Source organism: Bacillus sp. OK048 (assembly GCF_900103525.1).
GTDB lineage: Bacteria > Bacillota > Bacilli > Bacillales > Cytobacillaceae > Neobacillus.
The window spans coordinates 145,131-171,415 of the sequence record NZ_FNHN01000010.1 but is presented as its reverse complement, the minus strand read 5'-3'; the positions used below and the strand labels follow the sequence as shown (position 1 = coordinate 171,415).

The window sequence follows — 26,285 nt, the reverse complement described above, 5'->3', positions numbered from 1 at the left end:
AAACGTTATTTGCATTCAATTACGTTAGATTGCCCTCCATACCATGGGTTATGGAGGGCAATTCATTTTACTTATGACTCGAAATTATGTAATGTTTTATTTTTCCTTCATGTAGACCTCTTCATAAGGCTGGATAACGACAAAACCGTCACCCTCGAATTTCATTTGAATCGACTCTCCACTGCCTCTTCCAAAAAATGTTTTTAATGTAATATCAGTTTGGAAGCTTGGCATGAGATTACCAGACCATGCTACTGTTGCATTTGGGTCTGTAATGACAGGACTGCCCGGTAATACTCTTAACGTGATCGGTTCATAATGAGCAGTAAAAGCTATCATCCCGGTTCCTTCACAGCGAACATTAAACAAACCGCCCGCAATCATACCGGCAATTCGTTTCATTAATTTAATATCCCATTTTATACTTGGTTCAAAGGCTAGCAGGTCATTCCCGTTAATATAAATGGAATCGTTTTGTAATTTCAGGATGATAATTTTCTTCCCGCTATCGGCAAGATATAATTTTCCTTTCCCGTTGGCTTTCATTAAGGAGGCGCCTTCTCCTGTCAATGCTTTTTTGAACGCAGTTCCGAGACCGTGTTCTAAAATTCCTTCGCGGACAAACTTCATTGCTCCATGGTACGCGACCATCGAACCGGCTTTAGCCCAAACCTGCCCGTCTAAGTTTACCTCCAGCATCCGAGGAGTTTCTAATTCAAAAAAACCTTCACCCTTATCTTGCTGCTCAGTTTTTTGGATAAATTCTTCAATCGAGTATCTATTCATTGCTCCCACATCCTTTCATTCCTTTACTACGAGTGGCACCCTTTTTTGTTTCATTTTTTTATAGAGAACAATAAAAGACATTTTCTGAAGATGAAGTAATTCAACCCTGCTAATGGTTTCGCCAATGATAGTCATGAGTGGTTTTTTTATCCAAGTAATAAAGTTGTTCCTAAGACTTCATTTCATGTAAAATAAGATAATGAGCTAAAATAAGAATGTAAATTAACCATGCATGGGGGACATAAAGTGTCGTATCAATTGAATAAAAAGTTTAAATTGTTTTCATTAAATTCAAATCAAAGCCTCGCAAAAGAAATAGCTGCACATTTAGGTTGTGAAGTCGGGAAGAGCTCGGTCTCTCAATTCAGTGATGGGGAAATCCAAGTAAATATCGAAGAAAGTGTCCGTGGATGTGATGTTTATGTTGTGCAATCCACTTCACACCCAAATAATGACCATATTATGGAGCTTCTCATTATGATTGATGCCTTAAAGAGAGCTTCAGCCAAAATGATCAACATTGTCATACCTTACTATAGCTACGCACGGCAAGATCGAAAAGCTAGATCTCGGGAGCCGATTACAGCGAAATTAATTGCGAACCTTTTAGAAAAATCAGGTGCAAGCAGGCTGTTAACGATGGACTTTCACTCACCACAGGTCCAAGGTTTTTTTGATATTCCTGTGGATCATTTAATTGGAATTCCAATTCTTTCCGAATACTTTGAGAAAAAGGGTCTTGAAGATGTTGTCGTTGTTGCACCACACAATGGAGCTGTCTTAAGAGCAAGGAAAATGGCGAGTTTGTTAAATGCTCCGCTAGCACTTATTGATCGCAGACGACCTGAACCAGATGCGTCCGAAATAGTAGGCATCATTGGGAATGTTGAAGGAAAAAATGCCATCATTGTCGATGATTTAATTAATACTGGATCGACGCAAACGTTAGCTGCAAACGCCTTAGTGGAGAATGGGGCCAAAGCGGTGTATGCTTGCTGCACGCATGCTGTTCTTTCAGGTCCAGCCATCAATAGAATTGAATTATCAGCTATTCAAGAATTAGTCGTAACAAACACGATTGAGCAGACAGGAGAAAAGAGGTCTACTAAAATTAACATTTTATCTGTTGCACCACTGCTGGCAGAAGCGATAGACCGTATTCATAATGAAAAAGCAGTAAGTCCGTTATTTGAATAAAACATAGGAGCCGTGGTGATCACGGCTCCTTACTACTCGACCTTATAATCCAATTTTTTTATCAAACGCTCCTGGCTTTTTCGTTCCTTCTATTACGGCGTATTCATTCTTTTTGTAAGCAAACCAATATGCCATGCCAATAAAGAGTGCGCCGCCAACCGCATTGCCTAAAAAGACTGGAATAAAATTACCTACATAGTCCAGCCATGTAAAGTGTCCTGCAAAGATCGCTGCCGGTATCACAAACATATTGGCAACAACGTGTTGAAATCCAATCGCAACAAAGGCCATTGTTGGAAACCAAATTCCTGCAATTTTTCCAATCATATCATTGCTTCCATAAGATAACCAAACTGCTGCTGCGACAAGCCAGTTGCACCCAATCCCAGAAACAAAGGCTTGAAGAAAGGTTGCACCTATTTTATGTTGAGCTATATGAACCGTGCTTTCCAAGTAAGCACCCGTTTCCGTTAACCCAACAATATGTCCGAAAAAGTATGCAACGAAAATTGCACCAAAAAAATTACTTACTGTGATGAGAAACCAGTTTTGAATGACCTGCTTTGTAGTAATTTTGGCTGCAAACCTGGCTAACGGAACCACCATCATATTACCAGTTAGAAGCTCCCCGCCTGCTATTAAGGTAAGAATCAGTCCAATGGGGAATACAGAAGCACCTAAAATAGCACTTAACCCTGATAACCCTTCAGATAATGGTGCGGTGACGCGAATATATAGGAGGAATCCAAGTGATATATAGGCACCTGCCTGGAATCCTAAAATCAGGGTTGTTAATATCGGGTAACTAGTCTTTTTGACGCCGTTTTTTATTGAAATTTCTAGTATTTTATCTGGTGTGAGTAATGACATAACACGTTTCCTCTCTACCTTCAAAATTGTGAAGTTTGTCACATGTTGACTTGACATTATTTTAACGCATTCAACACAAATAAGCTGTGAACAATTCTTTAACTTTATTAATTATGCGCTTCTAAATTTTTACCTTACTAGAGCAGGTTTAGATACTTATTTAATAGGAGAAAGATACAGCGATTATGGTATAATACTCCTATTAAATTAGATTCTTATGGTCACTGCTTTTTTGGAGGAATGGTTTATGGCTGTTGTAAAATCGGTAAAAGTTGATGGTGAAAATATTTATATATTTAATAGCGTGATTTATATTTTTGAATCAAGTGCTGGATATACATTAGAACTAGACCTAATAGTCAGCGAGATTACAGTGAAAAAATATAAACAAGAGCAAACTCTAATTATCGAGGTAGAGTTAGAAGATGGTAGAATGATCGATTCGATTATGCATCTTCAAACACTGCAAGGCGGATTACCACAGCTTAATTTATTCTGTGACGTGGTCGACATTGACGAGTATGATGATTTGGATAAAGTAAATGAAAATAGTTCATGGTTTCCAAATGTAGAAGAGGGTATTACATTAGAGGAAATTAGAAAAGTAGAAATGCCTGTTGAACCGATTAGTTTAAAATTAACACTGCCAATCGATCAGGTCGAATGGTTAAAAAAGCAAAAAAAGAAAGAATTGAATCAACTATTCAGTGAAATGATTTATGAACAATGGAAGAAAGAAATTAAAGAAATTTAATAGCTTAACAAAGGATGTCTGCATCGGACATCCTTTTTTTTAATCCATTTCTTCACTTTTACAGTCTTTGGACAACAAATCCCTCCTAACTAATCAAATGATTAAATCATTAGTGCAAGCCTTGGTATAAATAGATTATTCTGTATTTCCCTATTTGTCAGTATATAAACAATGAGCAATAAACTAGCAGAAACCTACAGTGTTTAGAAAAAAGACCAAATACCCCTGCTGTTGTATACAATTTTCTGATTATTTACTATTAAGAAGTAGTGAAAAAGCTAGTAAGAAATGGAGTGATTAGATGTACACAGGTAAAGAGTATTTAGAAAGTCTTAGGGACGGAAGGGTAGTCTATCTTAATGGTGAGAAAATTGATGATGTCACCACTCATCCTGCCTATCGAAATTCTGCTCGGTCGTATGCGAGAATGTATGACGCCTTGCATGATCCGGAAAAGAGTAAGATTTTAACCACTACAAACGAATTTGGTGACCAAACGCATAAATTCTTTAAAACTCCTACCAGCCCCCAAGACCTGCTAGAAGCAAGGGACGCAATTGCAGAGTGGGCCAAACTAAGCTTTGGGTTTATGGGCAGAACACCTGATTATAAGGCTTCCTTCATTGGACATCTTAATGCTTTTGCACATTACTATGAGGGATTTGAGGATAATGCAAAAGCATGGTACAGAAAAGCATCTAAAGATGTTCCATTCGTCAACCACACCATTATTAATCCACAAGTAGATCGCTCCAAACCATTGCATGAAAATAAAAATGTTTTCGTACGTGCTGTTGCCGAAAAAGACGATGGTATAATTGTAAGCGGTGCCAAAATGGTTGGTACAGCTGCTGCGATGACGAATTTCAACTTTGTTGCCAATTACGGACCAATGGATTTAGGAGATGGCGACAAAAGTCATGCATTGATTTTCTTTGTGCCAATGAATGCACCAGGATTAAAGATGATTAGTCGCCAATCTTACGAGTTACAAGCAGCAACCAACGGAACGCCGTTTGATTATCCATTATCCAGCCGTTTTGATGAAAACGATGCTGTGATTGTTTTGGATAACGTGTTTATCCCGTGGGAAAATGTCTTGTGCTATAAAAACGTTGAAATCTCCAATGGATTTGCACCGGCAAGTGGGTTTATCCCTCGATACACCTTCCATGGCTGCACTCGTTTTGCCGTTAAACTAGACTTTATGACTGGATTATTATTAAAAGCTACTGAAGGAGCGGGAACGAAAAACTTCAGAGGGGTTCAGGCGAAAATTGGTGAAGTTGTGGCGCTAAGAAATATGTTCTGGGGACTTTCCACTGCAATGGCATCTGCTCCAGATCCTGGTCCAAATGGATTGGTCATTCCGAATGGTTACTCAAGTGCAGCCTATCGTGCATTGGCACCACTGGCATGGGTTAAAGTCAAAAACATCTTTGAACAGGTTGTTGCTGGAGGTCTCATACAATTACCATCAAGTTCAAAGGATTTCCTAAATCCCGAAATTAAGCCTTATTTAGATCAGTATTACAGAGGTACTGGAATTAATGCAGAAGAAAGAGTCAAATTATTGAAAATGGTTTGGGATACGATTGGTACTGAATTTGGCGGCCGCCATGAGCTATATGAAGTCAATTATGGAGGAAATCACGAAAATATCAATATGGAGGCATTGTTCCATTTTGAAGCAACTGGTGCAGCAGATCGTCAAAGGGCCTTTGTTGAGTCAGCCCTAAATGATTATGACATACATGGCTGGACCAATAGTACGTGGAAAGATGTTTCAAGAGAGCCGGTTGGACAGTAAGCTACTTAAATAATGAAGCGAAAAATATCTGTATTGCCTTGAAATAATTTATGTTGAGGGGTGTTCTCCAAATAAGGGAACACCTTTTACTATTTTATGTCATTTGATAGAAAATTCAGTTATAATGATAGGGGTTACAATTCTCTGGGAAACTACTAATATTTAAAAATAAGCTATGAAGGTGATAGATAATGGCAAATCAATTTCTTTCACTCAATGAACAGCTGCATATATCAAAAATTGATGACCTTCTATATGTAAACAATAATCGGTCAGTTTTGATACAAACAAGTGCATTTGGGATATTACAGCGAGATTTAATAAATAATATTGGGATTAATCGGATGAAAGCATTTTTCTTCAAATATGGCTGGCAATTAGGAGAGGAAGATGCACAAGATATTATTATGGATCAATCTTTGACCCTATTAGAAAAGATACTTAAAGGTCCCTATTATCATACTGCCAAAGGACATGTACGCGCACGCGTTAGCTCCCATGATCTTGAAATGGAAAATGGAAAAGTTAAAACGCTAAGAATCAAATGGGTTTGGGAAGATTCCAATGAAGCGGAACAGCATATTCGTAATTTCGGCTTATCAACTACCCCTGTTTGTTATACGCTAACTGGATATGCAAGTGGGTATGTTTCACGTTTAGTTGGAGAAGAAGTTTTCTTTAAGGAGCACCAATGTGTGGGTGCTGGTGATCATTGTTGTATCTGGGAAGGCCGCCTGCTTTCCGAATGGAAGGAGGATGCAGATGAGCTTCTTTTATATAGCAAGGAACTGCCGATACTAAAGGAACTTGAACAAGCGAACGAAAAGCTTTTAATTGAGAAAAATAACCTAGCAATGGTGACAGCCATACATAAAGAATTGACAGATGAGATTATTAAAGGAAATACGATTGGTTCCATTTTAGATATTGTCAATCGGAGAATAGAGATTCCAGTAATAGTTGAGGATGTATATTTTCAGGAAATAGACAAAAAGGGAATTTCGACGGAAAACTATGAACCTATAAAAAAGAGTTTTAAGGTATATTTGAAAAATAGGAATCATCGAATCGATAAGGTTACGGTTGTCCCTTTTGAACATGGACATAGACTTGTTACACCTATTTTTTTAGAAGAGAAAGTTATTGGGTATTGTTCCTTTTTATATATGAATAAAGAAATCAAAACCTTTGAAATAGATTCTATGATCATCGGACGAGTGTCATCTATTTGTTCTGTGTTAATATATAATGAAAAAACAAAGCTTAAATCCATGCAACGGATTAAGGGAGATTTTCTTGAGGAAATTGTTAGTGGTAAGTATCCGTCAGAACAAGAAATTGGAAAAAAAGCGGGCTATATTCAGTTGAATTTATCTGGTGATTACCATGTGGTAAACCTTACGTATTCCTATCAAGAGGGCTGTGAAGAGAAGGCTTTAATCGATCAAATAAGTCCGTATGAGGGTGTGGCCGGGTTTTTTACGGAAAAAAATATTAATATATTAATAAGTCAGCGACCAGATACCTTGTTATTGCTCATCCCTGAAAACCAATTGGAAGGTCAATCTATTGAGCACATCCTTCATTCATTAGTAAACTATCTTAAAAAGAAAGTAAAACATGTGCTATTTTTAGCTGGATTAAGTGCAATGAGCAGGAACATTGCAGAGGCGGGCGCCGCACTTGTAGAAGCGCAGTCGGCTGTAAGACTTTCAACTAGGGAAGAGCCTATTACTACCTTTAATGATTTAGGGATGATCGGTGTTTTAATTAATCAGCAAAATGAAAATGCAGTTCGCAAAATCATTACATCTACACTTGGAAAGTTATATGAAAACATAAATCGTAATAAAAAGGAACTCATCGAAACATTATATAAATTTCTCGTTAATGGCGGGAATTTAGAGTTGACCGCTGAACATTTAGCGCTGTCTGTTAGCGGACTCCGATATAGACTGAATAAAATAATGGACCTACTTGGTCGTAATGATTTAAGGGACCCACAAGTGCAATTTCAGATGCTATTAGCACTCAAAGCCCTTAAAATAATAGATAAAGAATACTAGTACATGTCGATAAAGAAGGAGAATTCATCAATGCAGATTACATATGAAGATATTTTTATCCATGGTCAGGTAGTGGCCGAAAATAACCTTTACAAGCACTATCACTTTCCAGAAATGTTATCGAGATACGATAGTAATTTTATTGAGTTTAAAACTTTTCCGTCATTGGTTGAATTTAAAGAAGCAGAAAGATATTTAAGAGATTACCATCAAAAAAATGGTCAAAAACATGTGAAGTTCAAATTTCCTGTAGATAAAAATATCCCAGCTGGGTTAGTAGAATATTTAAATCAAGCTGAATACGACATTGGTTTTCTCGAACTTTATGCCATTCAGCCAAATCAATTTCCAGATGTTTGTGACGATCCGGACATTGAAATTCAAGTTGTATCAGAAAAAAATCTTGAAGTTTTCCTCGATCTGCAGTACCAGCAGGATATTGTGTTTGGAAGTAATTTTGCTGATCAAAAGGTGGATCTGAATAAACGGATTTTTAAAGCTCCCAATTTTATGCAGTTGCTGGCTTTTTATAAAGGGATACCAGCGGGAGCAGTAGAGATAATTATATCGGAAAATACAGCTGAAATTGATAATTTAGGAGTGGATGAAGACTTTCAAAAAAAAGGAATCGGAAGCAGGCTGCAAAAATTTGTTATGGATACGTTTCATGATAAAACCATTATTTTAGTAGCAGATGGTCAGGACACACCAAAAGAAATGTATAAGCGGCAGAACTATCAATACCATAGTTATCAATACTACTGCCAAGTAGTTGATGAGTGATAAAAAAGAAGGATTGGATTTTTTTCCAGTCCTTCTTGGAAAGTCTTATTTGTTGGTTGCTTGATCATCTGTTAATGTAGGGCTTTCATCGTGTAGGAAACGTCTGTTATCCTGATTTTTATAATCATTATTACTCTCATTTCTGTTCATTTTTGGTTGATAGTCAATAGGGCGAAAATTCACTTCATTCTCTTGATTGAGAGAATCTCTTTTATCAACGTTGCATGCTGTTAATAGACCTATTGAAAGTAAAACAGACAAAACAGCAATTTTCCATTTGGGTTTCATACTATTCTCCTCGCATGATTTTAGTGGCAATATTTTTACTATGCACGGTACATTTTTTTTTAGTCGTATAAATGATAAAAAGAGATGGGGAATTTTTGAATTATAGGCAGAAATGATATAGTATATATTGTAATGATTAAATTAGTAATGGAGGAAAATAAATGTACACTTCTATCTCACATTTTATCAATGAATGGAATCAAGAAGCAGCCTCAACCCAAAAGGTATTGGATGCTTTGACGGATGAGTCGCTTCAACAAAAGGTTTCAGCGGATGACCGTACGTTAGGAGCCATAGCTTGGCATATTGTATCCAGTACACCTGGAATGCTGATTGAATTTGGCGTTACTGTTGATGCAGTAAAAGACGAAAGCACCATTCCTGCTTCAGCTAGGGAAATTGCTGAAACATTCCGTAGTGTTAGTGCTAACACGAGTGAGGCTGTTGAAAAACAATGGACAGATCAGACATTAAGTGAAATGAAAAATGTATTTGGGATGGAAATGCAAAAGTCTGTAACTCTTAATATGCTCATTAAGCATATTGTTCATCATCGTGGTCAAATGACGGTGCTTATGCGTCAAGCCGGATTGAGGGTTCCAGGCATCTATGGACCATCGAGAGAAGAATGGAGCCAAATGGGGATGGAAGCCCCGGCTATATAAGAATTACAAAATCACGGTTAATGGTAAGCGCCCATATTCAGGGTGCTTTTTTTATGGCTTTAGTCTAATTTAATGAATATATCTAATGAATTCCTTTTTCTCCGCAATTTTACAAATCTCTCGGACTTTTGATGTATTTTTTAAAATCAAATCGAAAAGTAACGATTTTGGATGTATAATAGATTATTGTGTTGTTCTTTTAAAAAGAAGGAGGTAGTATTTTGATGGAATGGACTTTATTCGGATTGTTTCTGCTTTCCGCACTATTGTTAGTATTTTCAATCGTTAAGACATATCGTGATTCAAAAGTTGAGAAAAAACAAATTGATTTAGTACATGTATCAATGATGAAAGAAATCAATAGCATTCATGACTCAATCCGAGATATCGAGCTTGATATAGAAGTGGTAATAAAAGAAGCAGGAATTCAACTTTCTGCAGATGAAAAGCTTTTTATGCGTGAAGTAATAGACTTATATAGACGTAATTACTCGATTGAAAGCATCGCTGCGAAAAAAGAAGTCCCAGAAACTGAAATTGAACAGCTGCTAACACCTTTTCTGAAAATAAAGGATGAAGGGGGATTAGTTGCCAATGCGAATTAACTTATTGAGCAGCTTTGCAGCAGGAATTCTTATTTCTACCACGATTTGTGGAATTGTTTACTTTTCCGATGATAGTGCTGCACAGAAAGTATCAGCAAAATCTTCCGAAAAAGGTCAGCTTACGAGTGCTCAAATGAAGGAAAAGCTCGAAGTCGAAGGTTTTGTCGTTCAAACGAAAGATGAACTAGAAAAAACGTTGCAAGCAGCAAAGAGCTCTGAAACGACACCAATTGAGACTGAAGAAAAAGAAAAATCCGTAACCCAAGTAGTAGTCAATGTTGCGAATGGTATGACTAGTGTTGATGTCGCGAATGTGTTAATTCAAGCACAATTAATACCAGATGATGCTTTTGCTTTTACAATGGATATCGAAAGAAGAGGGCTACAAAACGCTTTGCGCCCAGGTTCCTTTGTAGTCGATAGTGGAATGTCATACGATCAAATCATTGGTACCATTTTTACGAATTAAGTAAAATGTTAAAAAGCCGGTCTCTTATGAGTCCGGCTTTCTTCCGATAAAAACCAAAGGAGTTTTCATGAATTGGAATAAATTTTGAGAACCGAAATAAATTAGGAAGATATTCTAGGTAAAAGGAGTTGAAGAGAATGAATAGAACGGAAGAAATGATCGGGATGAAATCCTTGTTCATTTTCTTTATTCCTTTAGGATTATCTGCTAGTCTTGTTACAATATCCCATATCATCATTAACAGTACTTTAGTTAGAGCCGAAAATTCTGAATTTATCCTTGCAAGTTATACAATTGCGATTAGTTTGTTTGGCATTACGGAAAGGTTGGGTGTGTTACTTCGTCAAACATGTTCTTCTTTAGTAAGGGATAGAGATTCTTATAAATTAATGTCCAAGTTTGCACTATATCTAATAGGATGCTTAATGTTGGCTGCCATTTCAGTTGCCTTTACACCAGTAGGAGATTTTATTTTTGCAAAGGTCTTCGGTGCTAACGCTACTATGGTTGATGATATAAAAGAAATTTACCAGGTCCTTATTTTTGTTACCATCTTTTCTTCACTAAGATGTTTAACACAGGGTATCATTATTTATAATCGACAAACGAAATGGTTAACCATTGGAATGGGAATTAGGCTCGCTGTCATGTATTTATTATCCATCTTTTTTATTTACAGTGGTAATATTTCAGGAAAGACGGGGGCAATCATTTTTTTGGCAGGTATGATCGTTGAATGCTTGATTAGCTTTATTGAAGCAAGGAAATTAGTTCGAAAAATGCCTGAAAAGCATGAACAGGAAATAAAGTCGAAGCGAGCGATTTTCAAATTTTACAGTCCGCTTATGTATTCTTCGCTAATCGTGGTTATGATTGGTCCTGCCATCAATGTCTCTTTAGGTAAAACAGCTGATATTGAACTTGCTATTGCAAGCTTTGCCATAGCCACGAGTTTGACTCAATTGATCCTAAGTTTTTTCTCGTATATCCACCAAATTGTTATTAATTTTTATGGTGAGCACAACATACTTGTAAAGAAGTTTTTACTCCTGACAGGTTTTTTACCATGTATACTGGTGGCTATTTTATCTTATACCCCGCTTGGAGGATTTTTTTTGGAGTATGTTATGGGGGTAAATGGAAGACTATTGGATGCAAGTTTGCACGTGCTTAAAGCTACCTTGTTAATGGCTCTTGTATTTCCATTTGTAGATTACTTTAACGGGCTGTTAATGGTGTTTAAACGAACGAAAGTAACAATCATTTCCCAATCGGCTAAACTCGTTGTTACTTTAATTGCGTTAATCATTGGTGTGAATTTTGCTGCTCAATGGAATGGTGTCATTGGTGCAATAGGAACTTCGCTTGGATTTTTAGCCGAGTTAATGGTTGTAAGCATCTATGTCCATGCGATAGAACGTACAAAAGGTCAATCCCTCTTTGTGGGAATAAAAGCTTTAACAAAAAATGAGAAATAACTCCGTGAAATTGAACAAATGCTGTCGAGAATATTCGATAGCTTTTTATTTTGTTTTTCTAATGAGTTTGTCCCTTGCAAACATTTTTGAAACTTCATAGTATAGTAGCAATTAATTACCGGTGGTGAACGTACATGATTACTATATACCAACCTGAAATAGTTAACTTCAACGGAAAAGTACGCCTTCAAGCAAAATTTGAAATAGCAGGAATAAGTAATGTGCTTTGGTATGAAACCAATGAAAAATTCGGACAATATATGACCACGGAGCGGATTGATGCTTTTTTAGTGGGTCTGTTGTGGCTTGGCCTGAAAAAGGGTCAAAATATTATGGTCAAGGGGCCCCTATCGGAAAGACTTTTTTATGGGTTAAATCATCATATAATCCCCTTAATTGCCCAAATATATAAATACAAACCAATACAGGTACAATGTGATAACCTGATTTCAACGCCTTTGCCGAATGAAGGGGGTGTAGGTACAGGGCTATCCTGTGGAATCGATTCCCTGTGCACGGTCTATGAACATCAAGGTAAGTCCGTACCCGAACATTTCCAGATCACCCATTTCACATTTTTCAATACTGGGTCCAACCAAATGATGGGCAGTAAACAGTGGCAGGAAAAGATTTTTCAAGAAAGGGTAGCATGGGCTAAGGCTTGCGCTGCTGAATTAGGGAAAGAATTAATTGTTGTAGATAGTAATATTAATGAACTGCTTAAGATGAGCTTTGTTCGAACTCATACATTACGGAATATATCTGCACTTCTAGTCTTTCAAAAGCTTTTCCATGTCTATTACTATTCATCTGGGTATCAAACATTACATGCAAAGTTCAATCAAGATTCCGCTTCTTATGATGCGATTAGTCTGCCATTGCTGTCAACCGAAAATGTGGCTTTCTACTCTGCTGGAAGCAACTTCAGCCGAGTGCAAAAAACACAAATGGTTTCTGAATTTAACATCTCCTACAACTATTTAAACGTTTGTCTATTCAAAATCAAGAATTGCGGTCGATGTCTGAAGTGTAAAAGAACCTTGCTGACCTTGGATATACTTGGTTCTATCGACAAGTACAAGCATGTTTTCAATCTTGCTGCCTTTAATAAGATAAAAGAGTCTTATATACAAGACGTCATTGCGTCAAGAAACAGCGATCCTTTATTTAAAGATATATATGAAGAAATGGTACGAAGAAAGTATCTAGAAAGACGTAAAGAATAAAAGAACTGAATCCAGTGAGTAATTTTAAAAATATGAGAAACCTTTCCAAGCGGTGAAGTTTCTCATTTTGTAAAGTAAAGGTATCTGGGTCAGCTCCAAAGTGGTACCAATTTCATTTTACAAATCCCAACGCAAAATGACTTGGGCTGAATCAATTAATTGAATATCGATCTGGAGCCATTCGTATTAATCTAACAGGTTATCTACTATTTCCTTAATGTAGTTAGAGGGTATGGCAACGCCAACGATTGCTTTTGTTTCGATTTCAGGGTTTTGTAAAGTGGCAAAGATGACACCTATCACCTCACCCTGTTTATTCAGAACTGGGCTGCCGCTGTTACCTTTATAAATGGGAGCTTCAATCATCATCACCGGTACATCCCAGTCAGCCAACTGCATTTTTCCTAGGATCGTCCCTTGATTAGCGATTTGGGTAAATGCTAAAGGATTACCAATAAAAATGATTTTGTCGCCTGCCCATTTTTCCCACTCTTTTTCCAAAGACAAGGGAAGAAAAGGCAGGTTTTCTGTGTCGATATCAACAATAGCAACATCCAGTTCCGGATGTCTAGCAATCACCTTTCCAGCATAGGAATTCCCAGTATTAAAATGGACATTGACTCTATTTGTACGCTTGACTACATGTTCATTGGTAACAATGAGTCCAGTTGGTGAGACTGTAAATCCTGTTCCTTTTATTCCATCCCATTCAATCGTCACCACCGAATTTTTGTATTCTTTTACGTCAGGCTCCTTTGATAATTGAGTAGATACTTTAACAAAGTTAATAGCAGGGAGGTTGAAAATATTAACCCACACTTCTAATCCGCTGATTACTAACGTCAGCACAAGCAGTAAACTAACGATTTTGACAATAAACTTTTTTCGCACTTTCTTTTGCTGTTTCTCTTTTTCCCATTCCTGGGCATTTTCATCGGTAAAAAAAGTTTCCCAATCTATTTCTTCCGAATTGTTTTGTTCTTTATTTTCGTTATCCACTCTCAATCCCTCTTAACTTATTGTTATATATCTATTATATCGATTATAAATAAAAAACTAATAATTATTAATGACTGAACTTTCATGATAAAATTTATATATAAAAAGTGGAAAGGAAATATAGGAAAATGGAAATTAAGAAAGTTACGATTATCGGCCTAGGTGCCTTAGGAATCTTATTTGGGAACCATTTATCCAAAAGGTTGCCCAATGGGGATCTAAGGATTATTGCGGATGAGAAGCGAATCCAAAAATATAAAAATGATCATGTATATTGTAATGGTGAAAAATGTAATTTTCATTATGTCATACCTGAAGAATCTTGTGAGCCAGCCGATTTACTGCTGTTTACAGTCAAATATGAAGGCTTGCATGATGCCATACAAGCAGTAAAAAATCATGTGGACGAGAATACCATCATTTTATCTGCCTTAAATGGTATTACAAGTGAAGCGATAATTGGACACACATTCGGCAGAGAGCATATCCTTTATAGTGTTGCTCAGGGGATGGACGCTGTTAAAGTGGGTAATAAGCTTACATACGATCATATGGGGATGCTTTGCTTTGGGGATCAAAAGCCAGGTATTATCTCAGAAAGGGTTAAACGTGTTGCAGCATTCTTTGAAAAAATGGATTTTCCATACCAAATCGATACCAATATGGATAAGAGGCAATGGGGAAAGTTTATGCTGAATGTCGGTGTCAATCAAACGGTTGCTGTATATAAAAGTAATTACGGTGAAGTTCAACGTGAAGGTGAAGCAAGGGAAACCATGATTGCTGCGATGAGAGAGGTAATTGCCTTATCTGAATACGAGGGGATCAATCTAACAGAGGCTGATCTGAATTATTGGTTAAGCGTATTAGCCACATTGAGCCCAGAAGGGAAACCGTCTATGGCACAAGATTTGGAAGCGAGGCGGTATAGTGAGGTCCCATTGTTTGCGGGTGCAGTATTGGAAATGGGTGAAAAATATCAAGTACCAACCCCAGTAAATCAAAAATTATTTGATACAATTAAAGCGATTGAAAGTACGTATTAAAAAAGTTGCTTTATCACCCAAATAAAGGACACTTGAGGATATAAAGTGTCCTTTTTTCGAGTTTTTCTATGTCATAAGTAAGAAAATCGGTAGATATCAGCCTTCATGTCTAAGGAACAAACTATTAGGAGATTCAAATAATATTAGTTTGCAGCACGCTTTTTTTCATCTTTTTCTTCTTTTTGATAACCATTGGCCCAGAATTCTGCATTCTTAATACCTAATTTAGTAGAGTTAAATTCAGGGTCTTTTCCTTGTTTCAATTGCTCTTCATAGTCCTTTAATGCAATATTCGCTGGTTTGAATAATAATAGAATCGCGATTAAGTTTAACCATACCATGATTCCAAGTCCGATATCACCCATTGCCCAAGCTGTCCCTGCTGTCTTTATTGATCCATAGAAAGTGGAACCTAAGAGAATAAATTTTAATAGGGTCATAGCTAATTTTCTATGTTTGCCTTTAATTAGAAAAGCAAGATTGGTTTCTGCGATATAGTAATAAGCAAAAATCGTCGTGAATGCAAAGCAGAATAGAGCCAACGCAATAAATCCTGATCCGAATCCTGGTATAATTGTATCAACGGCTGCTTGAGTATAAGCAGGACCACTTTCTACTCCTTTAAGGTGCTCAACTAAAACTTCCCCAGTTTTTTCATTTACTGTATTGTACGAATTTGTAAATAAAATCATAAAAGCAGTCGCTGTAACGATTAAGAAAACATCTAGATAAATGGAAAATGCTTGGACTAGTCCTTGTTTTGCCGGGTGTGATACTTCTGCGGCGGCTGCAGGATGAGCACCTGTTCCTTGTCCTGCTTCATTCGCATATAGACCACGTTTTACACCCCACATAATGGTTGAACCGAGAATACCACCGAACATTCCCTCAGCGCCAAAGGCACTTTTAAAAATCAAAGTAAATACTTCTGGAATTCTATCGAAATTCACCGCAATGATCGCTATCGCAATGAGTAAATATCCGGCAGCCATGAAAGGCACGAGAAATTCCGCAACTCTTGCGATACGCTTAACGCCGCCAAAAATAATAAGTCCCATAAGTAAGACAACTACTATACCTGTAATGGAACTTTCAATTCCAAAAGCATTGCTAACACCCTCTGCAATGGCGTTCGCCTGAATACCTGGCATGAGTACAGCCATTGCGAGCAGGGTTGCAACTGCAAAAATAACGGCAAACCATTTCCACCCAAGTCCTTTTTCAATGTAGAAGGCAGGTCCGCCTCGATACTCTCCATCTTGCTTTTCTTTATAGATTTGAGCAAGGGTAGACTCAACAAACGCAGATGCTGCACCGATGAAGGTGATTACCCACATCCAAAATACAGCTCCTGGCCCTCCGAAGGCAATTCCCGTTGCTGTCCCGGCGATATTCCCAACTCCAATACGGCCTGATAAAGACATTGTCAATGCTTGAAAGGAAGAAACACCCTCATTGGAGCTCTTTCCAGAAAATAGTAGACGAACCATTTCCTTTACGTGACGAATCTGCAGAAATCTTGTCCGCACACTAAAGTACAGTCCAACTGCACAAATAAAGATGATGAGTGGTGCGCTCCATAAATAATCATTAATGCTAGTAACAAGTTGCTCAACCATAAAACTCCTCCTTAGATATGTATTAATTTGGTAGTATGTCCGAATGTTGTAAAACAAGATGATAGTAAAAGTATAAATTAGTCAAAGATGATATTTCAATAGAATTTTCTATTAATTCTTTATATTTCGATTTTAATATGACTTAAAAAAAAAGTAACCCTCTTTAGGGGTTACTAGGAGTAAAATATAGCGTTTAGGCACCAAGTTTTTCGGAAATGTACGTTGAATTAGTTTCATCCCAATGGAAAATTCCTTCTTGAAGCTTTATGACTGAATCAAAAGGGCGGGGGATAGGTAAATTCCCTACTTCCTCCAACAATTCATTTCGTAATTGAAGGAGTTCTGTTTTTGAAGCAATTCGTAGGATAGTAGTAAGTGAAATTTTATTTACATTAATTTCTTTATTGGTACAAATGCTGTCTTGGAATGGTTTGTTAAATTGAATCATCATTTCTAAATCATTTAAGCAGGCAACACCAAAAACATCTTTTATGATGTCATCATATTTAAGCTGATACCCAGTTGCAAATTTAATAATATTCTTTTCAGGATTTTCTAAAATATAAATAGTATCAATTTGATTTTTCATTTATTAGCACCTACTGTTCTATAATAACTAAATCGGTAGTCGCATTATAATATGCTGTAATGCACCACTTCTTTAGTTTGTTAAACCATCATTATTTTATTATAGCATAGATTTCATTTTTGGTGTAAGAGACAACCTTTATATTACATTTGTCATACCCTGCATATGACACCTGGTACTTACAGTAATGATTATATTTCCTTATACTTGGGTTAACGACACAAACCGAAGGGAAATTAAAAATATGACAGTACAACAAAATACAAAGAATTTACGAAAACAAGTAGCTCCTTTTGAAAAATCAACTACAAAACAGAGTGTATGGCAAATTATCAACTCGGTAGGACCATTTATCCTATTGTGGTTCCTTGCCTATCAAAGTTTGTCAATTTCTTATTGGTTAGCATTGGTTCCAATGGTGGCTGCAGCAGGGTTTTTAGTACGAATTTTTATCATTTTTCATGATTGTACCCATCATTCTTTTTTTAAAAATAGAACAGCAAATCGAGCAGTTGGGACAGCAATGGGAGTTTTAACATTGTTCCCGTTTGATCAATGGGGTCACGAGCACTCCGTTCATCACGCAACTAGTGGTAACTTGGATAAGCGTGGTACAGGTGATATTTGGACGCTAACGGTTGATGAATACTTGGCAGCACCGCTTAAAATTCGTTTAGCTTATCGTTTTTATCGAAATCCATTGGTTATGTTTGGTCTTGGTCCAATTTTCCAATTCCTGCTGAAAAATCGTTTTAATCGAAAAGACGCACGCAAAAAAGAAAAAATGAACACCTATTTAACGAATGTTATTATTGTTGCATTGATTGCATTGCTTTGCTGGGCAATTGGCTGGCAGTCATTTTTACTCGTACAGGGAACGATTTTCATGATTTCTGGATCTTGCGGAATTTGGTTGTTTTATGTGCAGCATACTTTTGAGGATTCTTACTTTGAAGAAGACCCTAACTGGGAATATGTAAAAGCAGCAGTGGAAGGTAGTTCTTTTTATAAACTTCCAAAGCCTTTACAGTTTTTAACAGGTAATATTGGTTTCCACCATGTGCACCATTTAAGCCCAAGGGTGCCAAATTATAAATTGGAAAAGGCTCATAATGAGGCGCTTCCATTACAAAATGTACCAACGATTTCGCTGGCAACAAGTTTAAAGTCACTTCGTTTCCGTCTCTGGGATGAGAACGCCAAGAATTTTGTTGGTTTTAAAGATGTGAAGGAGTTAGCGAAAAAACGCATTTCCGTCCAAGCAAAACCTGAATTGTAACTTTACCCAATGACAGCAGCTGCGTGATAAGGAGAGAATTTTGATGATTCGAATTGTAATCGCAGAGCATCAGAAGCTGCTTTTAGAAGCTATGGGTAATCTGCTGAATTTAGAAGATGATATTATAGTTGTAGGTCAGGCAGACAATGGGGAAGAGGCTCTGAACATGGTGCACCGATACCAACCAGATGTATGTATTATAGACCTAGAAATGCCTGGAAAGAGTGGACTAGAAGCCGTAGAAGCTATACAACTGACAGACTGTAAAGTGATTATACTTACAACTTTTGCTAGACCAGGATATTATCAACGTGCATGGGATGCAGATGTAAAAGGATATTTATTAAAGGACAATCCCAGTGAGGTGTTAGCCGATTCCATACGTAGTATAATGCATGGAAATCGGATATTTTCCAACGAACTCTTGGATGATCACTGTGAATCCACAGACGAACAAAGTTTGCCAGAGCCTAGTAGTCAGCTCGAACAGAACAAAACAGGAATCGTCAAAAGTTATTTTTCATCGATTATCGATAAAATGAAGTTACCTACAGGCTAAAATAGAAAAGCATCCAATTGATTTTGGGTGCTTTTTTGTCCTTTATGTCAAGGAATTGACTCAAAAAACATCGAACCACATGGGCTCATCGTCATCAGGTTCCCCATTGTAATTGATTAGAATTTCTTCACCTTTTTTTATTTCGGTATAGGCAAAAATGTCGATGGTCTGATTTTCTAGATTTAACTTATATAATGCATTGGGGGTATACGAGTGGTTAAATAGTGAGCCATATCCCAGCGCTAATGCACATTCTTCCAAATCTTCACCCCACCAGAATGCGTACTCAATCAAGATGGTTTTCTTCAAATACTTATACTCCTCATTAGGTGAAATGATTACAGGTGCTTCATGGATTAGCTCGCCTTTCCTTATTCTGCGAGTTGCAAAAATTCCTCGGCCATACTTAGATTTCTTCACTTCAAACATATAGGTATCACCGCCTTAAATTTACTACTACAATATGCAGACTTTGTTGATTTGTTTTTCCATTAGAAAAAGGTGTCCCAAAAATCTAGGGACACCTTTTAGAAATCGAAGGTTATTGACCTTGCTGATTTCGTAAAGATTGTTCAGCGTAGGCGACAAGCCGTTTGGTCATTTCGCCTCCGACAGAACCATTTGCTCGTGCGGTCGTATCAGCACCAAGTTGAACTCCAAACTCGTTAGCGATTTCTTCCTTCATCTGATTCAGAGCATTGTCTGCACCAGGAACCACTAGTTTGTTTCTAGCCATGATACATCACTCCCGACGAAGTTTTTTGAGCACTCAAGAATTGCTCTTCTATAATTTGCCCATATTTTCTGACCTAATTCGTTCCACTATTTCGTGTAATAGTTTTGTGTATAGTAGGGCTGTGATTTTTCATTAAAGGCGACACCAACTCCTAAGAATTCGTAATCTCCACGCAGAATATTCTCCCGATGCCCTAGTGAATTCATTAATCCCTCATGGGCAAAAATACTGCTTAATTGACCATATGCTAGGTTTTCACCAGCAAGCTGAAATAAGATGTTATCCTCTTTCATTCGATCGAAAGGTGATTGCCCCTCCTGATTGGTGTGATCAAAATAATTTTTCTTTGCCATATCTGCACTGTGCTCTCGAGCGGTTCCTTTTACATGATCATCCCATGTTAAGATGGGAAGATGATGATTCACCCGGGCCGCATTGGTTAAATCAAACATTTGATATTCAAAGCCTTCTTTTAAAGCAGGAGTTTCGTTTGTATAAAAATCTTTTTTGTTTTCCTCCAAGGATTTGCTAATAATTTGAATACCAGTAACGGTATTGTTTTTATGCTTGTCATAAAAAATCGTCACATAGGTGTCTTCTAGTAAAAATAAATCATTGTCATTATCTTCTTGAAGCTGATAAATGACCATTCCTTTTTGGATTTTTGTGATTGGCTTACCAAGGATAGAACGGACATCTTCTTTTGCGCTGCCAATTTTAATCCCGTTCGCAGATGAAAGTAGGTCTTGGTTTGTATACAATCCTGCTGCTTGATTGTTTTCATCATACATAATCATAAAAAAGTTTTGATAACTTTCATGATACGTATGCCAATTTGTCCCATATTCATTTAGCGATATCCGTTTTGCAGCGCCCAAATTATGTTCAATTTCCGTTTTGGCATTCCCCAGTTCAATATTATGAACGGAAAAGATTTGTTCAGAAGGGGGGGTTAACTCCACTTTCTCCTGCTGCTTTTCCACAGGTTTTTCTAGCGTCAAGGGCATTTCTTCTAGGTGAAAGCCAAGCTGTGTCAACAGCTGCTGGATATCATCATATAAAATACTAATGGTTTCTGGTACTGCTAGACTTTCTTTTAAGGAAGACACAAAATCAGCATGGATATTGGAATTGTCCAACTGCTTAGTAATAAATGGCCAGGAAATATATAGTAAAAATAATAATGCAGCTAATCTAAGTAAACGAAACATCATCTTTCCTCCATTTCTATCATTAGGAGTATAGTCAAAATCGAATAAATGTATAATAATTTTGAGTCTAAATCAAGGAATATCTTCGTTATTTTAAATATATCAGCGTTAAAACGATTTTATCTGCGTGAATGAAAAATAAATCCGATATACGTAAACAAATGTAAAATGTCAGACACATTCCCTAGTGACTGACATTTTACAGTTTCCACTATTAAATTTCAAGGATAATCGGCAGGATCATCGGTTTTCGCTTAGTATGCTTAAATAAATATTGACCAACTGATTTTTTAATATTTTGCTTCATTACGTTCCACTGACGAATATTGTCTGCTTCAAGCTCAAGTATCGTTTTCTTAACCAGTCGGTTAATTTCTCTTATCAAATCCTCTGATTCCTTTACATATACAAATCCACGGGTAATCGTGTCGGGACCTTGAATTATCCTTCGATCACTTTTGCTTATAGTTAACACGATGACGAGCATACCGTCTTCAGATAGCTGTTTGCGGTCACGTAATACAATTTCTCCAACATCGCCAACACTAATTCCATCTACATACGTATCACCAGATGGAATATTTCTCGTCTGGCGGGCCACCGAATTTTCTATATCAACAACATCACCATTTTTTATGATGAAGGTATTACCTTTTTCTACACCGACTGATTCAGCTAATTGTCTGTGGTGATGTAACATCCTATATTCACCGTGAATCGGGATAAAATAGGTCGGCTTCATTAATGTAAGCATCAGTTTTAAGTCTTCCTGATAGCCATGTCCGGAAACATGCATACCAGTTGAACTTCCAGAGCCGTATATCACTTTGGCTCCTAGTTGAAAAAGGTTGTCGATAATCCGAGAAACCCCCTTTTCATTTCCAGGAATTGGTGATGCAGCTAATATTACGGTATCCCCAGGATAAATCGTAGCGTCACGATAATTGCCAGTAGATAGACGTGCAAGGGCAGCATTTGGTTCTCCCTGACTACCTGTACATAGGATGACAACTTTATCAGGAGGGAATTGCTCAATTTCGTGCGCGCTAATCAGCATCCCATCGGGAACATTTAAATATCCCCGCTCTAGGGCAACATCTACCACATTCACCATACTCCTGCCTAGAAGGGAAAGTTTTCGATTTGTTTTCATGGCAGCCTCTACGACCTGCTGAACACGATTTACGTTGGAGGCAAAAGTGGAGAGAATGATTTTGCCCTCAGCTTTTCTAAAGGCTTCCACTAAATGTTCCGCGACCATTGACTCTGATGGAGAGACTCCTTTCCGCTCCGCATTGGTGCTTTCAGAGATTAATGCAATAACGCCCTGTCTGCCTATCTCGGCCATTTTATGAATATCGCAATATTGGCCATTTGCTGGTGTTAAATCAAATTTGAAGTCACCGGTATGTACAACTTTCCCTTCTAGGGTATGAAAAACAATGCCAAGACAATCAGGAATACTATGGCTCACTTTAAAAAAAGATACACCGATTTCCCCAAATTCAAGTATGGAATCCGAGGTAATGGTAACAAGCTCCGTGTCCCTTGTAAGTCGGTGTTCTTCTAATTTTAATTCGATTAATCCTAAAGTGAAACGTGTTGCATAGATTGGAACATTGATTTTCTTTAAGAAGAAAGGAATTCCACCGATATGATCTTCGTGCCCATGAGTAACAATTAATGCTCTAATTCTATTTTGATTTTCCTCTAAGTAAGTTACGTCAGGGATGATCAAGTCTATTCCTAACAGACTTTCATCTGGAAACTTGCCTCCACAATCAATAACTAGAATATCTTCGCCGTATTCAATTACGTACATGTTCTTACCAATTTCGTTGATGCCGCCTAATGCGAATATGGACACCATTTTCTTGTTCGTTTTCACTTTTTTACCTCCCGAAAATATGTATATAGTTGTACTATTCCCATAGTGAGGACGAGTATGTTTGAGTTAGTAATTTTGAACAACTATTTATAAGAAACATCCTCTAAGATATTTTTAATTTTTTTTTTAAAAATATATTGATTTTTTAGATAATACCCACTATTATATGATATAGTAATCCTATGGAGTTAATCGGAATTAATTTTTCCAAACTAGAAGGAGAGGATTTCTTTGTCTTTAAAAGGGCGTTTGAATCAGCAGGTGATGGAAAAAATAGCTAATTTATTGGAAGGTTTAGAATATGGAACGGTTCAAATTACCGTCCACGATTCACAAATCACCCAAATCGACCGTTTGGAAAAGCACCGGTTACCGCTACAAAGTAAAACACCAAGCACAACAAAAAGTAGGACTTAAAATAAAAAATTGCCGATCGGACACCCGAAGGCCCTGTAGTAAATCGTACATAAACTATGTACGTTCATAAAACTATTGGGCTTTTTTTATACAAAAAAGCCTATAAAACTACTAAAAAAGGGGCTAAATACAATGTCGAAAAAAATTTGGTTAATATTATTTTCTCTAACTTTACTCTTTTGGCTTGCCGGGTGTGCAAATCAAAGTTCAACAAAGGAAAAAGAAACAGAGGCTGCTGGAACAAAAAAAGAAGTGAAAAAAGAAGTTGAGCTATTAAATGTATCATATGATCCAACTAGAGAATTTTACGAAGAATTTAACCAAAGCTTTGCTGCTTATTGGGAAAAAGAAAACGGTCAAAAAGTAACGATCAATCAATCTCATGGAGGCTCTGGAAAGCAGTCTCGTTCCGTTATTGATGGACTTGAAGCGGATGTTGTGACTTTGGCTCTAGCCTACGATATTGATGCCATTGCCCAAGCTGGTAAATTGTCAGAGGATTGGCAAACGAAACTTGATCACAATAGTTCGCCATACACTTCAACCATTGTATTTCTTGTTAGAAAAGGGAATCCAAAAGGCATTAAAGACTGGGATGATTTAGTGAAACAAGGAGTTTCTGTCATCACACCTAATCCAAAAACATCTGGTGGTGCTCGATGGAATTATTTGGCTGCATGGGGATATGCTCTAAAACAAAATAACAATAATGAAGATAAGGCAAAAGAATTTGTAACCAAACTCTTTAAAAATGTTCCAGTCTTAGATTCTGGTGCACGAGGTTCGACAACAACGTTTGTTGAAAGAGGCATTGGTGATGTATTACTTGCATGGGAAAATGAGGCTTACTTAGCTTTAAATGAGTTAGGAAAGGATAAATTTGAAATTATTAATCCGTCCATTAGTATCCTTGCAGAGCCACCCGTCACGGTTGTCGATAAAACAGCTAAAAAACATGGAACAGAAGAGGTGGCAAAGGCGTACCTTGACTATCTGTATACAGATGAAGGGCAGGAAATTGCTGCAAAGAACTATTACCGACCACGAACTGAGGCGGTAGCGAAAAAGTATGAAGACCAATTCCCAAAAATCAACCTATTTACCATTGATGAAGTATTTGACGGTTGGAAAAATGCCCAAAAAACTCATTTTGACGATGGCGGCGTATTTGATGAGATATACAAACCGTAAGGGATAAAAGGAGAGCGGTACCGTGTCTATTATGAAAAAGCAACATCGGGTTTTGCCAGGATTTGGTCTTTCCATGGGGTACACACTTATATATCTTAGTTTAATCATCATGATACCGATTGCAGTCCTATTTTTAAAAGCGTCTACGATCAGCCTGGCAGAATTTTGGGAAACTGTTACCGAGACAAGAGTCGTAGCTTCCTATAAATTGACGATTAATACATCCTTGATTGCGGCTCTAGTTAACGCTATTTTCGGGACACTTATTGCTTGGGTTCTAGTAAGATACGAATTTTATGGAAAAAGGATTGTTGATGCACTAGTTGATTTGCCTTTTGCTCTTCCGACCGCGGTGGCTGGTATTGCCCTTACAACGATCTATGCCCCAAATGGATGGATAGGGCAATACTTCGAAGCAATTGGGATTAAGGTTGCTTTTACACCATTCGGTATTATGATTGCCTTAACGTTTATCGGTCTTCCCTTCGTTGTAAGGTCTGTCCAGCCAGTTTTGCAAGATTTAGATAAGCAATATGAAGAGGCTGCTGCAACACTTGGTGCTAATTCTGTACAGATATTTGCAAAAATTATTTTCCCAGCTATTTTTCCAGCCATTCTAACAGGTTTTGCGCTTGCGTTTGCACGGGCATTAGGGGAATATGGATCGGTCGTTTTTATCTCTGGCAATATGCCAATGAAAACAGAAATTGTTCCACTGCTTATCATTACCAAATTAGAGCAATTTAATTATGCCGGTGCTGCGGCGATCGCTGTCGTCATGCTTTTATTTTCATTCATTTTATTATTTGCAATCAATTTTTGGCAATGGAAAACATCCAAAAAATATCAAGTAAGCTAGGGAGATCGGGGAATATGATTGTTCGAGAAACCAACATACATGCAAAAAGGATAAAAGCCAATTCCCAGCCTGTTTTATTAAAGAAATGGCTGTTGATCACGATTGCCCTCGGCTTTTTAGGAATATTTATACTTGTGCCATTAATCGCTGTTTTCACGGAAGCGTTAAAGAAAGGAATCGAGCTATACTTTGCTTCCTTGACAGAAAGGGATGCCTTATCAGCAATTAAATTAACGGTGATAACTGCTGCGATTACGATTCCTGTGAATACAATTTTCGGAGTATTTGCTGCATGGGCTATCGCTAAGTTTGACTTCAAGGGTAAAAATATATTAATCACGTTAATTGATATCCCATTTGCTGTTTCTCCGGTAATTGCTGGACTCGTTTTTGTGCTTTTGTTCGGCTCCCAAGGATTGCTGGGACCACTTTTAGAGGCAAATAATATTAAGATTATTTTTGGAGTACCAGGAATTGTCCTTGCCACCATTTTTGTAACCTTTCCATTTGTGGTTAGAGAATTATTGCCAATCATGCAGGAACAAGGAACAGAGGAAGAACAGGCAGCGATCACCTTGGGTGCGAGTGGATGGGAAATGTTTTTTCGTGTCACGTTACCAAATATTAAATGGGGATTATTGTATGGTGTCATTCTTTGTAATGCACGTGCCATGGGTGAATTCGGAGCAGTTTCGGTTGTGTCCGGCCACATTAGAGGATTAACAAATACGATCCCGCTTCATGTTGAAATTTTGTATAACGAATACAATTTCTCTGCAGCTTTTGCAGTAGCTTCCTTACTTGCACTTCTTGCAATATTGACATTAATTTTAAAGAGCCTCGTAGAATGGAAAACAAAAAAACATTAAAAAAGAACAATTTTAAAGATAATTTG

Annotated in this window: 27 protein-coding genes; 17 read left to right on the top strand and 10 right to left on the bottom strand. The window is 37.3% G+C overall.

Annotation, left to right across the window (positions count from 1 at the left end; all coding sequences use genetic code 11):
• Positions 1-96: 96 nt before the first annotated feature.
• Positions 97-786, bottom strand: coding sequence for an AIM24 family protein (locus BLR86_RS18540; protein ID WP_090764838.1), 690 nt, complete (start codon positions 784-786; stop codon positions 97-99).
• Between the two features lie 246 nt (positions 787-1,032).
• Between BLR86_RS18540 and BLR86_RS18535 the strand changes: the two genes are divergently transcribed.
• Positions 1,033-1,983, top strand: a complete 951-nt coding sequence (locus BLR86_RS18535; protein ID WP_090764835.1) for a ribose-phosphate diphosphokinase — start codon at positions 1,033-1,035, stop codon at positions 1,981-1,983.
• A gap of 42 nt (positions 1,984-2,025) precedes the next feature.
• Here the strand turns inward: BLR86_RS18535 and BLR86_RS18530 are convergent, their stop codons facing one another.
• A complete protein-coding gene (locus BLR86_RS18530) occupies positions 2,026-2,853 on the bottom strand; it encodes a formate/nitrite transporter family protein (RefSeq protein WP_090764832.1) in 828 nt (275 codons plus the stop codon).
• A 247-nt stretch (positions 2,854-3,100) separates the two neighbouring features.
• On the opposite strand from BLR86_RS18530, the gene BLR86_RS18525 reads away from it, so the two are divergent.
• From BLR86_RS18525 to BLR86_RS18510, 4 genes are all read left to right on the top strand, one after another.
• Positions 3,101-3,607, top strand: a complete 507-nt coding sequence (locus BLR86_RS18525) for a hypothetical protein (protein WP_090764829.1) — start codon at positions 3,101-3,103, stop codon at positions 3,605-3,607.
• A 301-nt stretch (positions 3,608-3,908) separates the two neighbouring features.
• Positions 3,909-5,417 (top strand): 4-hydroxyphenylacetate 3-hydroxylase family protein, encoded by a 1,509-nt coding sequence (locus tag BLR86_RS18520; protein WP_090764826.1) that lies wholly within the window; start codon positions 3,909-3,911, stop codon positions 5,415-5,417.
• A 191-nt stretch (positions 5,418-5,608) separates the two neighbouring features.
• A complete protein-coding gene (locus tag BLR86_RS18515) occupies positions 5,609-7,483 on the top strand; it encodes a XylR N-terminal domain-containing protein (protein ID WP_090764823.1) in 1,875 nt (624 codons plus the stop codon).
• Positions 7,484-7,513: 30 nt separating this feature from the next.
• Positions 7,514-8,266: a GNAT family N-acetyltransferase gene (locus BLR86_RS18510; RefSeq protein ID WP_090764819.1), complete on the top strand. Its 753-nt coding sequence runs from the start codon at positions 7,514-7,516 to the stop codon at positions 8,264-8,266.
• Between the two features lie 45 nt (positions 8,267-8,311).
• On the opposite strand, the gene BLR86_RS18505 is transcribed toward BLR86_RS18510, so the two are convergent.
• Positions 8,312-8,554 carry a hypothetical protein gene (locus BLR86_RS18505; protein WP_090764816.1) on the bottom strand — a complete coding sequence of 81 codons (243 nt, stop codon included), beginning with the start codon at positions 8,552-8,554 and terminating at the stop codon, positions 8,312-8,314.
• 161 nt (positions 8,555-8,715) lie between these two features.
• Here BLR86_RS18505 and BLR86_RS18500 point away from each other — a divergent pair, with 161 nt between their 5' ends.
• The 5 genes from BLR86_RS18500 (at position 8,716) to BLR86_RS18480 (ending at position 12,997) form a co-directional block, all read left to right on the top strand.
• A complete protein-coding gene (locus BLR86_RS18500; RefSeq protein ID WP_090764814.1) occupies positions 8,716-9,219 on the top strand; it encodes a DinB family protein in 504 nt (167 codons plus the stop codon).
• Between the two features lie 224 nt (positions 9,220-9,443).
• Positions 9,444-9,824: a hypothetical protein gene (locus tag BLR86_RS18495; RefSeq protein ID WP_090764810.1), complete on the top strand. Its 381-nt coding sequence runs from the start codon at positions 9,444-9,446 to the stop codon at positions 9,822-9,824.
• Complete coding sequence (locus BLR86_RS18490) at positions 9,814-10,293, top strand: aminodeoxychorismate lyase (protein WP_175492955.1); 480 nt, start codon at positions 9,814-9,816, stop codon at positions 10,291-10,293. Before BLR86_RS18495 ends, BLR86_RS18490 begins: the two co-directional genes overlap by 11 nt.
• Positions 10,294-10,430: 137 nt before the next feature.
• Positions 10,431-11,771, top strand: coding sequence for a multi antimicrobial extrusion protein MatE (locus BLR86_RS18485; protein ID WP_254782371.1), 1,341 nt, complete (start codon positions 10,431-10,433; stop codon positions 11,769-11,771).
• Between the two features lie 134 nt (positions 11,772-11,905).
• Positions 11,906-12,997 (top strand): hypothetical protein, encoded by a 1,092-nt coding sequence (locus tag BLR86_RS18480; protein WP_090764807.1) that lies wholly within the window; start codon positions 11,906-11,908, stop codon positions 12,995-12,997.
• 186 nt (positions 12,998-13,183) lie between these two features.
• Here the strand turns inward: BLR86_RS18480 and BLR86_RS18475 are convergent, their stop codons facing one another.
• Positions 13,184-13,996 carry a S1C family serine protease gene (locus BLR86_RS18475; protein ID WP_090764804.1) on the bottom strand — a complete coding sequence of 271 codons (813 nt, stop codon included), beginning with the start codon at positions 13,994-13,996 and terminating at the stop codon, positions 13,184-13,186.
• Positions 13,997-14,124: 128 nt separating this feature from the next.
• Between BLR86_RS18475 and BLR86_RS18470 the strand changes: the two genes are divergently transcribed.
• Positions 14,125-15,042 (top strand): ketopantoate reductase family protein, encoded by a 918-nt coding sequence (locus BLR86_RS18470; RefSeq protein WP_090764801.1) that lies wholly within the window; start codon positions 14,125-14,127, stop codon positions 15,040-15,042.
• Positions 15,043-15,185: 143 nt separating this feature from the next.
• Here the strand turns inward: BLR86_RS18470 and BLR86_RS18465 are convergent, their stop codons facing one another.
• Together BLR86_RS18465 and BLR86_RS18460 are read right to left on the bottom strand one after the other, a co-directional pair.
• Positions 15,186-16,661, bottom strand: coding sequence for an alanine/glycine:cation symporter family protein (locus BLR86_RS18465; protein WP_090764798.1), 1,476 nt, complete (start codon positions 16,659-16,661; stop codon positions 15,186-15,188).
• Between the two features lie 193 nt (positions 16,662-16,854).
• On the bottom strand, positions 16,855-17,250 hold the full coding sequence (locus tag BLR86_RS18460) for a hypothetical protein (protein WP_090764794.1): 396 nt from the start codon (positions 17,248-17,250) through the stop codon (positions 16,855-16,857).
• Between the two features lie 244 nt (positions 17,251-17,494).
• Between BLR86_RS18460 and BLR86_RS18455 the strand changes: the two genes are divergently transcribed.
• The gene (locus tag BLR86_RS18455; RefSeq protein ID WP_090764791.1) at positions 17,495-18,529 is read left to right on the top strand and encodes a Delta(5) desaturase DesA; all 1,035 of its coding nucleotides are present in this window, start codon (positions 17,495-17,497) and stop codon (positions 18,527-18,529) included.
• 43 nt (positions 18,530-18,572) lie between these two features.
• Complete coding sequence (locus BLR86_RS18450; RefSeq protein ID WP_090764787.1) at positions 18,573-19,088, top strand: response regulator; 516 nt, start codon at positions 18,573-18,575, stop codon at positions 19,086-19,088.
• Positions 19,089-19,148: 60 nt separating this feature from the next.
• On the opposite strand, the gene BLR86_RS18445 is transcribed toward BLR86_RS18450, so the two are convergent.
• The 4 genes from BLR86_RS18445 to BLR86_RS18430 all read right to left on the bottom strand — a co-directional run bounded on the left by BLR86_RS18445 (position 19,149) and on the right by BLR86_RS18430 (position 22,905).
• A complete protein-coding gene (locus BLR86_RS18445) occupies positions 19,149-19,517 on the bottom strand; it encodes an SET domain-containing protein (RefSeq protein ID WP_090764784.1) in 369 nt (122 codons plus the stop codon).
• A gap of 112 nt (positions 19,518-19,629) precedes the next feature.
• The gene (locus BLR86_RS18440) at positions 19,630-19,824 is read right to left on the bottom strand and encodes an alpha/beta-type small acid-soluble spore protein (protein WP_045521602.1); all 195 of its coding nucleotides are present in this window, start codon (positions 19,822-19,824) and stop codon (positions 19,630-19,632) included.
• Between the two features lie 86 nt (positions 19,825-19,910).
• Positions 19,911-21,038, bottom strand: coding sequence for a CAP domain-containing protein (locus BLR86_RS18435; protein ID WP_368086799.1), 1,128 nt, complete (start codon positions 21,036-21,038; stop codon positions 19,911-19,913).
• A 211-nt stretch (positions 21,039-21,249) separates the two neighbouring features.
• On the bottom strand, positions 21,250-22,905 hold the full coding sequence (locus BLR86_RS18430) for a ribonuclease J (RefSeq protein WP_175492960.1): 1,656 nt from the start codon (positions 22,903-22,905) through the stop codon (positions 21,250-21,252).
• 249 nt (positions 22,906-23,154) lie between these two features.
• Here BLR86_RS18430 and BLR86_RS18425 point away from each other — a divergent pair, with 249 nt between their 5' ends.
• From BLR86_RS18425 to cysW, 4 genes are all read left to right on the top strand, one after another.
• Complete coding sequence (locus tag BLR86_RS18425) at positions 23,155-23,340, top strand: YezD family protein (protein ID WP_254782370.1); 186 nt, start codon at positions 23,155-23,157, stop codon at positions 23,338-23,340.
• Positions 23,341-23,472: 132 nt separating this feature from the next.
• The gene (locus BLR86_RS18420) at positions 23,473-24,531 is read left to right on the top strand and encodes a sulfate ABC transporter substrate-binding protein (RefSeq protein ID WP_090764776.1); all 1,059 of its coding nucleotides are present in this window, start codon (positions 23,473-23,475) and stop codon (positions 24,529-24,531) included.
• Between the two features lie 31 nt (positions 24,532-24,562).
• Positions 24,563-25,390: a sulfate ABC transporter permease subunit CysT gene (gene cysT / locus BLR86_RS18415; protein WP_090764943.1), complete on the top strand. Its 828-nt coding sequence runs from the start codon at positions 24,563-24,565 to the stop codon at positions 25,388-25,390.
• Between the two features lie 14 nt (positions 25,391-25,404).
• Positions 25,405-26,259 (top strand): sulfate ABC transporter permease subunit CysW, encoded by an 855-nt coding sequence (gene cysW, locus BLR86_RS18410; protein WP_175492954.1) that lies wholly within the window; start codon positions 25,405-25,407, stop codon positions 26,257-26,259.
• Positions 26,260-26,285 lie beyond the last annotated feature (26 nt).

Bases quoted from the DNA above. Each gene is read 5' to 3' on its own strand.
- BLR86_RS18525 (WP_090764829.1), top strand. From the start codon at position 3,101: ATGGCTGTTGTAAAATCGGTAAAAGTTGATGGTGAAAATATTTATATA.
- BLR86_RS18455 (WP_090764791.1), top strand. From the start codon at position 17,495: ATGACAGTACAACAAAATACAAAGAATTTACGAAAACAAGTAGCTCCT.
- BLR86_RS18510 (WP_090764819.1), top strand. From the start codon at position 7,514: ATGCAGATTACATATGAAGATATTTTTATCCATGGTCAGGTAGTGGCC.
- BLR86_RS18450 (WP_090764787.1), top strand. From the start codon at position 18,573: ATGATTCGAATTGTAATCGCAGAGCATCAGAAGCTGCTTTTAGAAGCT.
- cysT (WP_090764943.1), top strand. From the start codon at position 24,563: ATGAAAAAGCAACATCGGGTTTTGCCAGGATTTGGTCTTTCCATGGGG.
- BLR86_RS18505 (WP_090764816.1), bottom strand. From the start codon at position 8,554: ATGAAACCCAAATGGAAAATTGCTGTTTTGTCTGTTTTACTTTCAATA.
- BLR86_RS18480 (WP_090764807.1), top strand. From the start codon at position 11,906: ATGATTACTATATACCAACCTGAAATAGTTAACTTCAACGGAAAAGTA.
- BLR86_RS18490 (WP_175492955.1), top strand. From the start codon at position 9,814: ATGCGAATTAACTTATTGAGCAGCTTTGCAGCAGGAATTCTTATTTCT.
- BLR86_RS18515 (WP_090764823.1), top strand. From the start codon at position 5,609: ATGGCAAATCAATTTCTTTCACTCAATGAACAGCTGCATATATCAAAA.
- BLR86_RS18420 (WP_090764776.1), top strand. From the start codon at position 23,473: ATGTCGAAAAAAATTTGGTTAATATTATTTTCTCTAACTTTACTCTTT.
- cysW (WP_175492954.1), top strand. From the start codon at position 25,405: ATGATTGTTCGAGAAACCAACATACATGCAAAAAGGATAAAAGCCAAT.
- BLR86_RS18500 (WP_090764814.1), top strand. From the start codon at position 8,716: ATGTACACTTCTATCTCACATTTTATCAATGAATGGAATCAAGAAGCA.
- BLR86_RS18530 (WP_090764832.1), bottom strand. From the start codon at position 2,853: ATGTCATTACTCACACCAGATAAAATACTAGAAATTTCAATAAAAAAC.
- BLR86_RS18435 (WP_368086799.1), bottom strand. From the start codon at position 21,038: ATGATGTTTCGTTTACTTAGATTAGCTGCATTATTATTTTTACTATAT.
- BLR86_RS18495 (WP_090764810.1), top strand. From the start codon at position 9,444: ATGGAATGGACTTTATTCGGATTGTTTCTGCTTTCCGCACTATTGTTA.
- BLR86_RS18440 (WP_045521602.1), bottom strand. From the start codon at position 19,824: ATGGCTAGAAACAAACTAGTGGTTCCTGGTGCAGACAATGCTCTGAAT.
- BLR86_RS18445 (WP_090764784.1), bottom strand. From the start codon at position 19,517: ATGTTTGAAGTGAAGAAATCTAAGTATGGCCGAGGAATTTTTGCAACT.
- BLR86_RS18540 (WP_090764838.1), bottom strand. From the start codon at position 786: ATGAATAGATACTCGATTGAAGAATTTATCCAAAAAACTGAGCAGCAA.
- BLR86_RS18465 (WP_090764798.1), bottom strand. From the start codon at position 16,661: ATGGTTGAGCAACTTGTTACTAGCATTAATGATTATTTATGGAGCGCA.
- BLR86_RS18520 (WP_090764826.1), top strand. From the start codon at position 3,909: ATGTACACAGGTAAAGAGTATTTAGAAAGTCTTAGGGACGGAAGGGTA.
- BLR86_RS18460 (WP_090764794.1), bottom strand. From the start codon at position 17,250: ATGAAAAATCAAATTGATACTATTTATATTTTAGAAAATCCTGAAAAG.
- BLR86_RS18485 (WP_254782371.1), top strand. From the start codon at position 10,431: ATGAATAGAACGGAAGAAATGATCGGGATGAAATCCTTGTTCATTTTC.
- BLR86_RS18430 (WP_175492960.1), bottom strand. From the start codon at position 22,905: ATGGTGTCCATATTCGCATTAGGCGGCATCAACGAAATTGGTAAGAAC.
- BLR86_RS18470 (WP_090764801.1), top strand. From the start codon at position 14,125: ATGGAAATTAAGAAAGTTACGATTATCGGCCTAGGTGCCTTAGGAATC.